Here is a 12,983-nt window from a genome sequence, read left to right on the forward strand (position 1 = left end):
GGACGACTGAACCGACACGAATAAGTTGTTTTAGGTTAGCCTAAAGTACATGACGAGACACGAATCCGATGGACGAAGTGGACGGGACGGTGACGAGAGAGAACCGAGCGGACGCGACGTTCGGCGGCGGCGGTTCCTCGCGGCCGCGGGTGCGGTCGGTACCGTCGGTATCGCCGGCTGCACGGGCGGTACCAGCGAAACCTTTGCCCGGTCGTATTTCGGGCTGGAAGAGGGCGCAATCGTCGAGATGGGCGACATGTTCGGCGCCCTTCTCAAGTACCTGAAGAAATACCCGTTGCCCCGCGTGACCTTGGCCAGCGGCTTCGGCAAGCTCAGCAAGTTCGCTGCCGGCGAGCCGGACACTCACAGCCAACGCTGTGCCATCGATTTCGACTTCCTGGCCGACCAGGCCCTGGCTGCCGGTGCTGGGGCGGATCTGGCTGAATGGATCCGCAACGCCAACACCAGCATCGAGGCGCTGGAAGCCTGCCAGCAGACCGGCGTCCCCCTGGGCGACCGCATGGCCGGCCTGGGTCTGGCGCGGATGCGCGACTACCTGCCCGGCGAGCATCACCTGACGGTATGCAGCGTCAGCCGCCAGGGCGAACTCACCGGGTTTGCCGAGGAGGTGGCATGACGGACACCGCCATCGACCTCCAGGGGCTGCACAAGACCTATAAGGGCGGCCAGCCAGCGCTGGCGGGCGTGGACCTTAGTGTGCCACGGGGCGCCTTCCACGGCCTGCTCGGCCCCAACGGCGCCGGCAAGAGCACCCTGATCGGCCTGATGACCGGGCTGGTGCGACTGGAGACCGGCAGCGTGCGCCTGTTCGGCCACGATCCGGAACGCGATCCCGTCGCCGCCCGGCGCCGCGTCGGCCTCGTCCCCCAGGAAGTGAACTTCAACAGCTTCGAGCCCATCAACGAGATCATTGAGACCCAGGCCATGTACTACGGCCTGCCGCGCCGCCGTGCCCGGGAGCGGGCCCGTGTGGTGCTGGAGCGGGTAGGCCTGCAGAAACGCGCCGAACGCAAGCCCTGGGGGCTGTCGGGCGGCATGAAGCGTCGCCTGATGCTCGCCCGTGCCCTGGTCCATGAACCGGAACTGTTGATCCTCGACGAACCCACGGCCGGCCTGGACGTGGAAGCCCGGCGCGACACCTGGGCCCTGTTGCAGGAACTCAACATGGCCGGAACCACCATTCTCATGAGCAGCCACTACCTCGAGGAAATGCGCGACCTCTGTCAGAACGTCGCCGTGCTCAAGGAAGGCCGCCTGATCGCCAACGACATTCCCGAACGCCTCTTCGGCGCCGACGCCGGCAGCGGCACCGGCGACCAGGGCCTCGAAGCCCGCTTCCTGCGTCTTCTCGAAGGCGGCGAGCCCAAAGGGGAGGACCAGCCATGAACGCCACCATCCTCTGGAACGCCTACCAGGGCCTGGTGATCAAACAGGTGCGGCGCTTCCTGCGCTCCTGGATCCAGAACCTGCTGCCCTCCGTGGTCACAGCCACCCTCTTCATGGTCATCTTCGGGCAGTTCGTCGGCCGCGACCTCGGTCAAGTCGGCGGCGCCAGCTACGCCGACTACCTCATGCCCGGCCTGGTGCTCTTCGCCGTGGTCACCAACGCCTACAACAACACCACGCTCTCCTTCTTCGGCGCCCGGCTGCAGCGCCACATCGAGGAAATGCTGGTCGCTCCCATGCCCGCCTGGCTCATCGTCGCCGGCTTCGCCACCGCCGCCGTGCTGCGCGGCCTTATGGCCGGCGCCCTGGTGCTGCTGATCGCACTGCCCATGACCAGCCTGCAACTGGCCCACCCCGGCGCCGCCCTGCTGGTCGCGGTCCTGAGCGCGCTCCTGTTCTCCTTCGCCGGCCTGATCAACGGCATCTTCGCCCGCAGCTTCGACGACACCTCCGTCATCGCCACCTTCCTGCTGACCCCGCTGATTTACCTCGGTGGTGTCTTCTACCCCATCGACCGCCTCCCGGCCCCCTGGGATACCGCCTCCCTGGCCAACCCCATGGTCTACATCGTGGACGGCTTCCGGTACAGCCTGCTTGATGAGGGAACCACCGGCGGTGGATGGATGTTGCTGGTACTGCCGGTGGTGACTGTGTCCACTGGAATACTCGCCTGGTGGCTCGTCGCACGAGGGGTAAGGATAAAGCCGTGAGGTGGGATCAATGGGCGTGGCGATAACTATGCGGTTAAACGGAAGGTATCGGGGAGTGTTCTCCGGGAAGCTCTGGAGCCAGGGATGGCGGAAGAGCAGCGTACAGGGATGTATTTACAGCGATTCCCGGAGAACACTCCCCGATGCCTGACCGGCAAATAAGTTGAAAGCTGGTGACAACGTTTTCTGTACTGAACATTGATGAAGGGAATGACCATGGACGAACTCCATGACTACGAAAAGGACGGCGCCGCCATCTACCGCGCCTCCTTCGCCACCATCCGCAACGAAGCGGACCTCGCTGCCGTGCCCGCGGACCTGGAAAAAACCGCCGTCCGCCTCATCCACGCCTGCGGCATGACCGACCTTGTCGACGCCATGGGCTGGTCCCCTGACGTTGCCGCTTCCGCGAAAGCCGCCCTGCAGGCCGGCGCCCCCATCCTCTGCGACAGCGAAATGGTCGCCCACGGCGTCACCCGTAAACGCCTGCCCGCGAACAACGCCGTCATCTGCACCCTGCGGGACGAACGCGTGCCCGAGCACGCCGCTGCCATCGGCAACACCCGCAGCGCCGCCGCCGTGGACTTCTGGGATGAGCACCTCGAGGGCAGCGTGGTGGCCATCGGCAACGCCCCGACCGTCCTGTTCCACCTGCTCAACCGGCTGGCCAACGGCGCTCCGCGCCCGGCCGCCATACTCGGCTTTCCCGTGGGGTTCATCGGCGCCGCCGAAAGCAAGGAAGCCCTCGCGGCGACCCCGGATCTCCCCTTCCTTACCGTCCACGGACGCCGCGGCGGCAGCGCCATGGCCGCCGCCGCCGTGAACGCCCTGGCCAGCGAAACGGAATGACCATCATGAATGATGCACTCACAATCCCACAGGACGCGGCCGGTTACGGCCATCTCTACGGCATCAGCACGGGCCCCGGCGATCCGGAACTGATCACCCTCAAGGCTGCACGGCTCCTGTCCGAATGCCCGGTGGTGGCCTACTTCTGCAAACGCAGCGGCCCCGGGCGGGCGCGGACCTCCTGCGAGGCCCATATCACCGATGAGCACGAGGAACTGCCCCTGGTCTACCCGGTGACCAACGAGATTCCCCATGGCAGCCCGGAATACCGCCAGCAGATCGAGGATTTCTTCGAGGAATCCGCCGAGGCTGTTGCCCAGCACCTGAAAGCCGGCCGTTCTGTTGCGGTGCTCAATGAAGGCGATGCCTTCTTTTACGGCTCTTTCATGCACATCTACCTGCGTCTCAAGGACCGGTTTGAGAGCACGGTGGTGCCGGGAGTCGGGGCCATGATGGCCGGCGGCGCCCTGTTGCCGCATCCGTTGATGATGCGCGACGACCAGCTGCGGGTGATCCCGGGCACCATGGACGAGAAGGCCCTGCGGGCCAGTATTGATCCGGAACGGGCCACGGTGATCATGAAGGTGGGCACCAACCTGCCACTGCTCCGACGCATCGTGACGGACCTGGGCCTCCAGGAGCGGGCCTGGTACGTGGAGAAGGCAAGCATGCCGGAGGAGCGGGTCATGCCGCTGGTGGAGGCGCCGGACGGCAAGGCGCCGTACTTCTCCATGGTACTGATTCCCGGCCCCGGGGTGCGGGTATGAAACGGCTGGACGTGATCGGCGTGGGCCCGGCCGGCCCTGAGTGGGTGACGCCGGAGACCCGGGAGCTGATCGAGCAGGCGACGGACCTGGTGGGCTACGGGCCCTACCTGGACCGGCTGGCCTCGGAACGCCACCAGTGCCATCCCTCGGACAACCGGGTGGAGCTGGAGCGGGCTGCCGGGGCGCTGGACCTGGCTGCGGAAGGGCGCAGTGTGGCGGTGGTGTCCGGGGGCGACCCGGGCATTTTTGCCATGGCGGCGGCTCTTTGCGAGGTGCTGGATCATCAGGCACGACCGGAGTGGGCGGACGTTGAGTTTGAGGTGCATCCGGGAGTGTCGGCGCTGCAGGCGGCGGCTGCCCGGGTGGGAGCGCCTTTGGGGCATGACTTCTGTGCCATCTCGCTTTCGGACAATCTCAAGCCCTGGTCGGTGATCGCGAACCGGCTGCAGCTGGCGGCTCGGGCGGATTTTGCCATGGCGTTCTACAATCCGCGCTCCTCGAGCCGGCCCTGGCAGCTGGGCGAGGCGCTGTCGCTCCTGAGGGCGGAGCAGCGGGGGGAGACGCCGGTGGTGTTCGCGGCGGCGGTCGGGCGGCCGGATGAGTGGGTTCGGATGACGACGCTGGCGGAGGCGGATCCGACCGAGGTGGATATGCGGACGGTGGTTCTGGTTGGGAATTCCCGGGGGCGGTATGTGCGTCATGGGGATCGTTGGTTTGTTTACAGTCCCCGGGATTATGTTTAGCGCCTCGAAGGACGGGCTCCGGGGAGCTCTGAACGGGAATCGCTGTAAATACGTCCGTGTACGCTGCTCTTACGCCATCCATGGCTCCAGAGCTTCCCGTTCAGAGCTCCCCGGACCCCGTCTGATACGCCTCGATAACCTTTAGCGCCTGTTCCAGCCATTGTGTGACTTCTTCCGGGGACTGGAAGGAGTGGGTGGCCGGAGGCAGGGAGGGGCGGTCGATGATGATGACCGGGATGCCGGCCTCGCGGGCGGCGTCGAGTTTGGGGTGGGCGGCCTGGCCGCCGGAGTTCTTGGTGATGAGGGCGGCGACGTTGTGGTCGCTGATGAGGCGGCGTTCGTCCTCGAGGTGGTAGGGGCCGCGGTCTTCAATCAGGGTCCAGTCCGGAAACGCGGGCTCGGGGTCCGGAGGATCGACGCAGCGCACGAGCAGGTGGCGGTCGGGGATGCCCTCAAAGGCCGGGAGGCTGGTGCGGCCGGTGGTGAGCCAGAGGGTGTCACCCGCCGCGGTCAGTCCGGTGGCTTTGCGGGCCGCTTCGTGGAGGTCGGGTACCGGGTACCAGTCGTCGCCGGACTGGGGCGCCCAGGGTTCGCGTTCGAGCCGGCCCAGAGGCAGGTCGAGCTCCTGGCAGGCAATGGCGGCGTTGTGGGACATCTCGGCGGCGAACGGGTGGGTGGCGTCCACCACGGCGGCAATGTCGTGCTCCATGAGCCACTGCTTCAGGCCTTCAATACCGCCGAAGCCGCCCCGGCGGGTTGGCAGTGCCGGTGGCAGGGGGCGGCGGGTACGGCCCGCTAGTGAGTAGGTGGGTTCCAGCTCGGGTTTTTCCAGGAGCTGTTCCGCCAGTGTCATGGCGTCGCGGGTGCCGCCGAGGATCAGGATGCGAAAGGCCATGGTTGGTTGCCGGAGTCGGGAAATGGATGAAAAACGGGATTATACAGCGAGCGCGGAGAACACGTCTTGTGGCGAGCCGGGAACGCAACGCTGGCTGAGCGTTGTGGGGCTGTCCGAGGCTGGCTGGGACGCGCTGGGTGAGGCGGCCCGGGCGGCGGTAACCGGGGCGGAATTCGTGATCGGGGGCCAGCGCCATCTGGATCACCTGCCGGCCATTTCAGGCCAGCAGCGGGAAGCCTGGCCGTCGCCGTTCAGTGAGGGCATTGAACGGATACGCCAGTGGCAGGGGCGGCCGGTCTGTGTGCTCGCCAGTGGTGACCCGTTCTGGTACGGAGTGGGGGCGACGCTCGCGCGCACCTTTCCTCCGGAGATGATGGACTGCCACCCCGGCCCTTCCGCCTTTTCGCTGGCGGCCGCGCGCCTGGGGTGGCCGCTGCAGTCGGTTCACTGTCACTCGCTGGTGGCGCGGGATCCGGACCGGTTGCGGGTGGCGCTTGCGCCCGATCGGCGGCTGCTGGTGCTCAGCAGTGATGAACAGAGCCCGGCGGTGGTCTGTCGGCTGCTCACGGACAGTGGTTACGGCGTCAGCCGGGTGACAGTACTCGAGGCCTTGGGTGGGCCGGAGGAACGGATACTTGAGACCACGGCGCAGCAAGGTCTGGCGCAGGCGCCTGCCCGCCTGAATACCCTGGCTATCGAATGCCGGCTCGCCGAAGGGGCAACGCCGGTCTCCAGGGTGCCGGGGCGGGCCAATGAGGCCTTCCTGCAGGACGGCCAGATCTCGCAGCCGGAGATCCGGGCGGTGGTCATGGCGCAACTGGCGCCCCAGGGCGGGGAGCATCTCTGGGATCTGGGCGCCGGTTCCGGCGCGGTGGCCGTGGAATGGCTCCTGGCGGACCCGGCCAACAGGGCGACCGCGGTTGAACGGCGCCCGGAGCGGCTGGCAAACGTTCGGGAGAATGCGCGCCTGCATGGCGTGGGCCACCTGGAGACCCGGGAGGGAGATCTCCTTGGGGCGATGCCCGCGCTGGCGCAACCGGACGCAGTCTTCATCGGGGGCGGTGCCAGTGGGGAGGGCGTGATTGATGCCGCCTGGTCCGCTTTGGCAGCTGGGGGCCGCTGTGTGGCGACGGCGGTAACCCTTGAAGGCGAAGCCGCGCTGATGGCGGCCCGGGAGCGGTTCGGCGGGCAACTGACACGCCTCTCGGTGGACCGCACGGAGCCGCTGGGGCGGTTCAATGGCTGGCAGTCGGACCGGCCGATCACGATCTGGTCCATCACCAAACCATCACAGGCAGGGGAAGGAAGAGCATGACGGTACACTTCATCGGGGCCGGCCCGGGCGCCCCGGATCTGATCACGCTGCGGGCAAGGGACCGCATCGCCGCCTGCCCGGTCTGCCTCTACGCGGGTTCGATCATCCCGGAGGAAGTGCTTGCCCATGCGCCGGAGGACGCATGGCTGATCAACACAGCCTCCATGGCGCTGGATGACATCATCGGCGAAATCCAGAAAGCCCACAACGAGGGTCTGGACGTGGCCCGCCTCCACTCCGGGGATCTGGCCATCTACTCGGCGGTGGCGGAGCAGCTGCGCCGGCTTCGGGAACTGGCCATTCCGTACGAGCTGACCCCCGGCGTCCCCGCCTTTTCAGCGGCGGCGGCCGTACTGGGCCAGGAGCTGACCATGCCCGGTGTCGCCCAGAGCCTGGTGCTCACACGGACCCAGGGGCGCGCCTCCTCCATGCCGGAAGGCGAAACCCTGGAGGCGTACGCGGCCACCGGCACGACCCTCGCGATTCACCTCTCGCTGCACACGCTGGATTCGGTGGTGGAACGGCTGACCCCCTTTTACGGCGCCGCCTGCCCGGCGGCGGTGGTCTTCCGCGCCAGCCGGCCGGATGAGCAGGTGCTGCGGGCGCCGCTCGGGCGGCTGGCGGAGGATCTTGAGCGCATCCCGGAGAAGCGTTCAGCGCTCATCCTTGTGGGTCCGGCGCTCGGGGAGACGGATTTCTGCAACAGTGCCCTCTACGACCCGGCCCATCATCGCCTGTTCCGGGATGCCTGAGCCACGCGTACCAGGGACTGGACCAGGGGTTCGTCACCGGGGCTGTTCAGTGCTGCTGTACTGACCAGGGCGCGCAGCGTATCCGGGACCTCCTCCGGCAGCAGGCCGCTTGCGATCCGGTGGCCTTCCTCCTCGGGCAGGGTCCGGTCGTCGAGCACCAGGTCGTAGCGCCCCTCCCGGGCGACCAGCACCACAGGGGCCCTGCCGGGATGGGCGCAGCCCTTGGGGCATCCGGAAACGTGGACCAGACTACGCCCGTCGAAGAGTTCCGGCACCTGTTCAGCCCAGTCCAGGGCATCCCGGCGTGTTGCGGTGCTGCCCGAGGCACAGCCCGGCATTCCGGGGCAGGCAATGGCCGAGAGTCGGGGATCGCCCGGGGTGTGGATCAGTTCCGGCGCTTCCGCAAGCCCGGGGTTGGTGACCGGGCCATGGGGCATGATCAGGCATCGCTGGGGCGTGATCCTCAGTGTGCTGTTGTGCGCTTCCAGCTGTTCCGCGATCAGCCGGGCGCTGTTGGTGCCCAGGCACCCGAGGGCGACACCCAGAACCGTGCCGGCCCTGGTCCGGCCGGGTTCCGGAGCCGGTGGATGGTCCGCCGTAACGCCACCGGGCCGGCTGAGATCACGCAGCCCCGCGAAGGGCGAACTGCCGGAGGCATCAATGAGCTGCCGCATCCGCCTTGCCGGCGTGATCAGTCGCTGGCGCTCTTCGAGGAAGATCAGGGCCAGCTCGACCAGGACATCCACCACCTGCGATGGCTTACAGTTGCCCAGGCTTTGAGCCGTGGCGGAGGTTCCGGCCAGGCCGATGCGGTACCGGGTGCCTTCCGGCGTTGAAACCGCATCCGCTCGGATATCCCCGTCCGCATCAGCCAGATGGGTCAGCCCTCCGCCGTTGAAAACGAAGCGGAACTTGGGCGGCAACGCCCGGAAACGGTCATCGCTGATGAGCCTCTGATCGAGAGCACGGGCTTGAGGGGCAGGGTCGATCAGGGCCTGTGGATCCAGGTCCGCAGCGGCACTGCACTGGATGTTGCGGACCGCTTCGGACGCCGCTGGTTCAACCGCCAGGCCAGCATCCACCAGTGTTGCTGTCAGCTCGGCCTCGGCCTCCTCGGCGAGGCCCCGAAGCTGCAGGTTGCCCCTGCCGGTGATCTCGATCAGGCCGGATCCGTGCTCATCCGCCAGCGCCGCCACCCGCCTGAGACCTGATGGTGTCAGGCGGCCATCGATCAGCCGGATCCTCGACAGGAGCCCGTCGCCGCTGGCCATCGGGTTGCCGGCGGAAGGGCAGGCGCCACGGCGGTAGTGATCCGGAATGGGCATGATCAAGGTGTTGGGTTGTGTACGAAGGCTCAGGATAGGCCCGAAAGGCGGTGAAAAGAAAGACCGCCGCAGTTGCGGCGGTCGTCCCCCGGGTTACCGGGCGCGCTGGCGTCGGCCCAGACCCAGGCCCAGAAGCCCCAGACCCATCAGGCCAAGCGTGGCCGGCTCGGGAACCTCGGCTACCCGGCGGGCGTACAGGCTCAGGTTGGACAGGGCGGATCCGCCTTCCACAAGAGCGCTGGGGTCGGGGCCATTATTGCCGCCCTCGTTCGCCCAGGGGATGAAGAAGGTGCCGCTGAGTGTGCTGAACCTCTGGGTATCATCGAAGTAATAGGCTGCCCAGCCGGGATTATTCGAGGCCTTGGTGACCACAAAGAAGCTGGCCCAGTTACTGAAATCGCCGGAGTAGGACCAGTTCCCCTGGTTCTGGCCAATGTCCGCGCTGAGGGCACCGGAAGTGCCTTCCTCCTTCTTGGCGATGAAATCCCAGCTGTCGCCGTTCCAGGTCAGTGGTGCGCTGTTCGGCAGCAGCTGGCTGGGGTTGCCCCCGTAGGCGCCAAAACAGTTTGTGGCATCGGCGTTGTTGGCGGTTACGTTGCCTGTGCTGATGATGTAGGCACCGCCACTGCTGCAGCTGTGAGCATCATTGAGACCGGTGCCGCTGTCGAAGGTGTAGGGTGCCGCCATGGCGGCTGCAGGCAGCAGCAGAAAACCCATGACAAGGGCACGTGATGAATGGGGTATGGATGTGGGCTTTTGCATGACTCTGACTCCCTGAATCCCTGCCGGGATGGCAGATCGGACAGAGAGAGGAATGCATGAAGCGTGCACAGAGGCTCTTTCATCTGCGCAATCATACAGATGGTCATGCGCCAGCCATCTACGAGACGGCCAATGTGTAAAAAAATCTGACAGATAGGGCCAGCCGGGCTCCCGGCTAGAGCTTCTGGGCCGGCTCGGGCACTTCGCGGATCCGGCCATGCTCATCGATGGCCACGCTCACGAACTGCGCCTCGGTTACCTTGCGCGCATGCTGCTCGGTCTGGTCACGGGTCCATACCTCCACCCGTATCTTCATGGAGCTCCGGCCAATGTCCTCCAGGTGGGTGTAGAAGGCCACCTCGGCGCCAAGTCGCACGGGCGACAGGAACTCCATGCCTTCCATGGCGACGGTTGCGGTCCGGCCGCGCGCCAGTCGGCCGGCTGCGGTGGCGCTGGCCAGATCCATCTTGTTGACCAGCCAGCCGGCGTAGATATCGCCGTTATTGTTGGTGTCGGAGGCCATGGTGACCAGCTGCAGCGTCAGTTCACCACGGGGTTGGGGTTTGTCGGGTTGTGTTTTCATGGGTGTCTGTCCGATGCTTCAGTCAGGATGCGTTGCGGGCCAGTATAGCCCCATCAGCGGCATTTGCGATGTGGCTTGAGGCGTGGCCTGATGTCATGGAACTGTCACACATCTGTCTTATCCTTCCCGTGGGTGACACATTGTCAGAGGCACAATAATGGTAAGTGATCGAGAGAACTATTCCCGCCACATTTCCCAGCGGTTCAATGATGAGCTGAGTGAACTCAAGAACCAGCTGCTTGAAATGGGCGGACTGGTCGAGAAACAGATTGGCGAGGCGGTTGAGGCGCTCGTCAGCAATGATGCGGATAAAGCGCAGGCCGTGCGTGACCGTGATCGCGAGGTGGACGACATGGAGCGCCGCCTTGATGAGGAGGCCATACAGGTGATCGCGCTGCGCCAGCCGGCCGCCAGTGACCTGCGCCTGGTCATGTCCGTGGTCAAGATGGTGGCGGACCTTGAGCGCATTGGCGACGAGGCCAAGAAGATCGCACGCCTGGCGCTGGAGATGTCAGATGAGATGGATGACAGCATGAGCCAGCGCCGTTTCGTGGAGGTGCGCAATATCAGCGGCCATGTCCGGGCCATGGTGCGGAATGCCCTGGATGCCTTCGCGCGCTTTGATACCGAGAGCGCCCTGAACGTGATGCGCGAGGATGAGTCCGTGGACGAGGAATACAAGAGTTCCGCACGCGCGCTGGTCACGCACATGATGGAGGATCCGCGTGGTATCGGGCTCTGTCTTAACCAGATGTGGACGCTGCGGGCTCTGGAGCGGGTCGGTGACCACGCGGACAACCTGGCCGAGCAGGTGATCTACCTGGTCCGCGGTATGGACGTGCGCCATCGGCCGCTTTCCGAGACGGAACGGGAACTTGACGCTGACGGCAACGATTCGGGAAGCGCGGGCTGACCACCCGCGCCATGTGCCTCAGCCGTTGGGGAAGGGGGGCCAGCCCAGTGCCTTGCCACCGATCAGGTGCAGGTGGATGTGGTACACGGACTGGCCGCCGTGTTCGTTGCAGTTCATGACCGTACGGAAACCGTCCCCGTCGATGCCTTCCTCCTTGGCAATCCGGGCGGCGACGGTATAGAGGTGCCCCACCGTCTTCTCATCCTCTTCGGTGATGTCGTTGACCGTTGGGATGGCCTTTTTCGGGATGATCAGGATGTGTACCGGCGCCTGCGGGTTGATGTCCCGGAAGGCCAGGCACTGGTCGTCCTCGTGCACGATATCGGCGGGGATTTCACGGTTGATGATGCGGCTGAAGATGGTTTCGGACATGGGTTCCTCGCTTGGTTGTCAGGCCAGTCGTTTCAGCAGTGATTCAATGGGCGCGGGCAGCTGCTCGTCAATCCCCATGGCATAGCGGGTGACCCGTTCGCGCGCGAATGGCACCCGGCCCGCCAGCCCCAGGCCCAGGGTGCGCGCCAGATGCAGTGGCGGGGTGGTGTTGCTGAACAGATGGTAGAACAGGTCCATGGCGTCCATCATCAGGCGGTTGCGGGGGCGGCGCTCCGCCTCGTAGGCGGCCAGCACTCGCGCCTTCCCGGGGTCACTCTGAGCGCCCGCCGTGCCCAGGCTGCGCGCCAGCGCGGCTGCGTCCTGGAAGCCGAGATTGACGCCCTGCCCGGCCAGTGGGTTGATGGTGTGGGCGGCGTCCCCGACCAGCACAACACGCCCGTGGGCGTATTGGTGGGCATGTTCGCGTGCGATGGGAAAACGGCCCCGCGCCGGAGCGGCCTCGGGGTCCGGCAGCTCCAGTGGAAAGGTTCTGCGTATGGCGGCCAGGAGTCGGTCTTCCTCCATGGCCATCAGTTCATCCAGGGTTTCCGGCTGGTCGTACCAGACCAGTGAGCCCCAGGCGCTGCCATCCGCTTCGGGCAACGGCAGGTAGGCTTTGGGTCCCTGGGGGGTGAACATCTGCCAGGTGATGGTCTGGGCCGGCGGTGCATGGCGGATGTTGATGACCATGGCCTGCTGGCGGTAATGCGTGCGGCTGGTCCCGATGCCGGCCAGGCGCCGTGTTACGGAACTGGCCCCGTCCGCACCCACGACCAGAGCCACACGCAGCGTCTCACCGCCTTCCAGTGTGAGCGTGACGCCGTCTTCTGTCTGCTCCAGCGCCTGGAGTGATGCCGGGCAGAACCGGGTAATGCCGGTCTGCTGGCCCATCCGTTCCCAAAGGGCCCAGCGGGTTACGCGGTTCTCGACGATATGGCCCAGATGGTCGCGTCCGAGCCGGGCGGCGTTGAACTCGGTGCGTGCCTGCTGGGCCAGCAGCCGGCCGCCGGGCATGCTGGCGAGCGGTCCCGAGGCGGCCTCCCAGACCGCCAGCCGCTGGAAGGGCGCCATGCGCATTTCCTCCATGGCGGGCCATACGCCCAGCCCGCGCAGCCAGGCTTCGCTGCCGGCGCTCAGGGCGGAGACGCGCAGGTCGGGTTCGCTGTTGTCGGAGGGTTGTTCCGGGGTGCTGGGTTCGATTACGGCCACGCGCCAGCCGCCGGCTGCGCAGGCCAGTGCCAGGGCGGCGCCAACCATGCCGGCGCCGATCACGGCGATGTCGTGCTCGTGTTCACTCATGAGCGCAGTCTACGCCAGAGTGAACGACGGCAACAGGGGCTCAGCCGGCCTTGCGCGAGCGTCCGGGCCTGCCGGCGAGCCAGGCGGGACGGCGGGCACCGGGCCGCAGGAAGCCCTGGCTGATGACCACCGGCTGGGCCAGTGCCAGGTAATCCCTTGTGGCGATCTGCATGGCCTCGGTATGGCTGCCCGCGGCGAAGGTGATTTCCGGCTGTTCCGCAAGGGTTTCGC

Annotated in this window: 15 protein-coding genes and 1 pseudogene; 9 read left to right on the plus strand and 7 right to left on the minus strand. The window is 66.2% G+C overall.

Translation table 11 applies throughout. The features are described from left to right. Positions 1–49 precede the first annotated feature (49 nt). The 6 genes from QZ501_RS12315 to cobJ all read left to right on the plus strand — a co-directional run bounded on the left by QZ501_RS12315 (position 50) and on the right by cobJ (position 4,536). Positions 50–637 (plus strand): cobalt-precorrin-5B (C(1))-methyltransferase, encoded by a 588-nt coding sequence (locus QZ501_RS12315; protein WP_295719847.1) that lies wholly within the window; start codon positions 50–52, stop codon positions 635–637. Then, the gene (locus QZ501_RS12320; protein ID WP_295719849.1) at positions 634–1,407 is read left to right on the plus strand and encodes an ABC transporter ATP-binding protein; all 774 of its coding nucleotides are present in this window, start codon (positions 634–636) and stop codon (positions 1,405–1,407) included. The genes QZ501_RS12315 and QZ501_RS12320 overlap by 4 nt, the downstream gene beginning before the upstream one ends. Further along, positions 1,404–2,177, plus strand: coding sequence for an ABC transporter permease (locus QZ501_RS12325; RefSeq protein ID WP_295719852.1), 774 nt, complete (start codon positions 1,404–1,406; stop codon positions 2,175–2,177). Before QZ501_RS12320 ends, QZ501_RS12325 begins: the two co-directional genes overlap by 4 nt. A gap of 216 nt (positions 2,178–2,393) precedes the next feature. Continuing rightward, a complete protein-coding gene (locus QZ501_RS12330) occupies positions 2,394–3,026 on the plus strand; it encodes a precorrin-8X methylmutase (protein WP_295719853.1) in 633 nt (210 codons plus the stop codon). Positions 3,027–3,031: 5 nt separating this feature from the next. Beyond that, complete coding sequence (locus QZ501_RS12335; RefSeq protein ID WP_151439801.1) at positions 3,032–3,793, plus strand: precorrin-2 C(20)-methyltransferase; 762 nt, start codon at positions 3,032–3,034, stop codon at positions 3,791–3,793. Continuing rightward, a complete protein-coding gene (gene cobJ, locus QZ501_RS12340) occupies positions 3,790–4,536 on the plus strand; it encodes a precorrin-3B C(17)-methyltransferase (protein WP_295719855.1) in 747 nt (248 codons plus the stop codon). The genes QZ501_RS12335 and cobJ overlap by 4 nt, the downstream gene beginning before the upstream one ends. A 100-nt stretch (positions 4,537–4,636) precedes the next feature. Here the strand turns inward: cobJ and QZ501_RS12345 are convergent, their stop codons facing one another. Beyond that, positions 4,637–5,431, minus strand: coding sequence for a cobalt-precorrin-6A reductase (locus QZ501_RS12345; protein WP_151439803.1), 795 nt, complete (start codon positions 5,429–5,431; stop codon positions 4,637–4,639). Positions 5,432–5,453: 22 nt separating this feature from the next. Between QZ501_RS12345 and cbiE the strand changes: the two genes are divergently transcribed. Beyond that, positions 5,454–6,746, plus strand: coding sequence for a precorrin-6y C5,15-methyltransferase (decarboxylating) subunit CbiE (gene cbiE / locus QZ501_RS12350; RefSeq protein ID WP_295719857.1), 1,293 nt, complete (start codon positions 5,454–5,456; stop codon positions 6,744–6,746). After that, entirely contained in the window at positions 6,743–7,498 is a 756-nt protein-coding gene (gene cobM / locus QZ501_RS12355) for a precorrin-4 C(11)-methyltransferase (RefSeq protein ID WP_295719859.1), read from the plus strand. Before cbiE ends, cobM begins: the two co-directional genes overlap by 4 nt. Here cobM and cobG read toward each other — a convergent pair. The 3 genes from cobG to QZ501_RS12370 all read right to left on the minus strand — a co-directional run bounded on the left by cobG (position 7,474) and on the right by QZ501_RS12370 (position 10,168). Next, a complete protein-coding gene (gene cobG, locus QZ501_RS12360; RefSeq protein WP_295719862.1) occupies positions 7,474–8,823 on the minus strand; it encodes a precorrin-3B synthase in 1,350 nt (449 codons plus the stop codon). The genes cobM and cobG overlap by 25 nt on opposite strands. A gap of 93 nt (positions 8,824–8,916) precedes the next feature. Next, on the minus strand, positions 8,917–9,585 hold the full coding sequence (locus QZ501_RS12365) for a PEP-CTERM sorting domain-containing protein (RefSeq protein ID WP_295719864.1): 669 nt from the start codon (positions 9,583–9,585) through the stop codon (positions 8,917–8,919). A 175-nt stretch (positions 9,586–9,760) separates the two neighbouring features. Continuing rightward, the gene (locus tag QZ501_RS12370) at positions 9,761–10,168 is read right to left on the minus strand and encodes an acyl-CoA thioesterase (RefSeq protein WP_095615915.1); all 408 of its coding nucleotides are present in this window, start codon (positions 10,166–10,168) and stop codon (positions 9,761–9,763) included. Positions 10,169–10,325: 157 nt separating this feature from the next. Here QZ501_RS12370 and phoU point away from each other — a divergent pair, with 157 nt between their 5' ends. Continuing rightward, a complete protein-coding gene (gene phoU, locus QZ501_RS12375; protein WP_160898963.1) occupies positions 10,326–11,081 on the plus strand; it encodes a phosphate signaling complex protein PhoU in 756 nt (251 codons plus the stop codon). Between the two features lie 18 nt (positions 11,082–11,099). On the opposite strand, the gene QZ501_RS12380 is transcribed toward phoU, so the two are convergent. From QZ501_RS12380 to QZ501_RS12390, 3 genes and pseudogenes are all read right to left on the minus strand, one after another. Then, on the minus strand, positions 11,100–11,453 hold the full coding sequence (locus tag QZ501_RS12380) for a histidine triad nucleotide-binding protein (protein ID WP_095615913.1): 354 nt from the start codon (positions 11,451–11,453) through the stop codon (positions 11,100–11,102). Positions 11,454–11,471: 18 nt separating this feature from the next. After that, positions 11,472–12,752: an FAD-dependent monooxygenase gene (locus tag QZ501_RS12385; RefSeq protein WP_295719868.1), complete on the minus strand. Its 1,281-nt coding sequence runs from the start codon at positions 12,750–12,752 to the stop codon at positions 11,472–11,474. Between the two features lie 40 nt (positions 12,753–12,792). Continuing rightward, positions 12,793–12,983: pseudogene (locus tag QZ501_RS12390) on the minus strand (hypothetical protein); the annotation flags it as partial.

Origin of the sequence: uncultured Halovibrio sp. (assembly GCF_913056445.1) — a bacterium.
Taxonomy (GTDB): domain Bacteria; phylum Pseudomonadota; class Gammaproteobacteria; order Pseudomonadales; family Oleiphilaceae; genus Halospina; species Halospina utahensis_B.

Coding starts and splice junctions, on each gene's coding strand:
- QZ501_RS12330 (WP_295719853.1), top strand. CDS start 2,394: ATGGACGAACTCCATGACTACGAAAAGGACGGCGCCGCCATCTACCGC.
- QZ501_RS12325 (WP_295719852.1), top strand. CDS start 1,404: ATGAACGCCACCATCCTCTGGAACGCCTACCAGGGCCTGGTGATCAAA.
- cbiE (WP_295719857.1), top strand. CDS start 5,454: ATGGATGAAAAACGGGATTATACAGCGAGCGCGGAGAACACGTCTTGT.
- QZ501_RS12380 (WP_095615913.1), bottom strand. CDS start 11,453: ATGTCCGAAACCATCTTCAGCCGCATCATCAACCGTGAAATCCCCGCC.
- QZ501_RS12345 (WP_151439803.1), bottom strand. CDS start 5,431: ATGGCCTTTCGCATCCTGATCCTCGGCGGCACCCGCGACGCCATGACA.
- QZ501_RS12320 (WP_295719849.1), top strand. CDS start 634: ATGACGGACACCGCCATCGACCTCCAGGGGCTGCACAAGACCTATAAG.
- cobJ (WP_295719855.1), top strand. CDS start 3,790: ATGAAACGGCTGGACGTGATCGGCGTGGGCCCGGCCGGCCCTGAGTGG.
- QZ501_RS12315 (WP_295719847.1), top strand. CDS start 50: ATGACGAGACACGAATCCGATGGACGAAGTGGACGGGACGGTGACGAG.
- QZ501_RS12370 (WP_095615915.1), bottom strand. CDS start 10,168: ATGAAAACACAACCCGACAAACCCCAACCCCGTGGTGAACTGACGCTG.
- cobG (WP_295719862.1), bottom strand. CDS start 8,823: ATGCCCATTCCGGATCACTACCGCCGTGGCGCCTGCCCTTCCGCCGGC.
- QZ501_RS12385 (WP_295719868.1), bottom strand. CDS start 12,752: ATGAGTGAACACGAGCACGACATCGCCGTGATCGGCGCCGGCATGGTT.
- cobM (WP_295719859.1), top strand. CDS start 6,743: ATGACGGTACACTTCATCGGGGCCGGCCCGGGCGCCCCGGATCTGATC.
- QZ501_RS12365 (WP_295719864.1), bottom strand. CDS start 9,585: ATGCAAAAGCCCACATCCATACCCCATTCATCACGTGCCCTTGTCATG.
- phoU (WP_160898963.1), top strand. CDS start 10,326: ATGGTAAGTGATCGAGAGAACTATTCCCGCCACATTTCCCAGCGGTTC.
- QZ501_RS12335 (WP_151439801.1), top strand. CDS start 3,032: ATGAATGATGCACTCACAATCCCACAGGACGCGGCCGGTTACGGCCAT.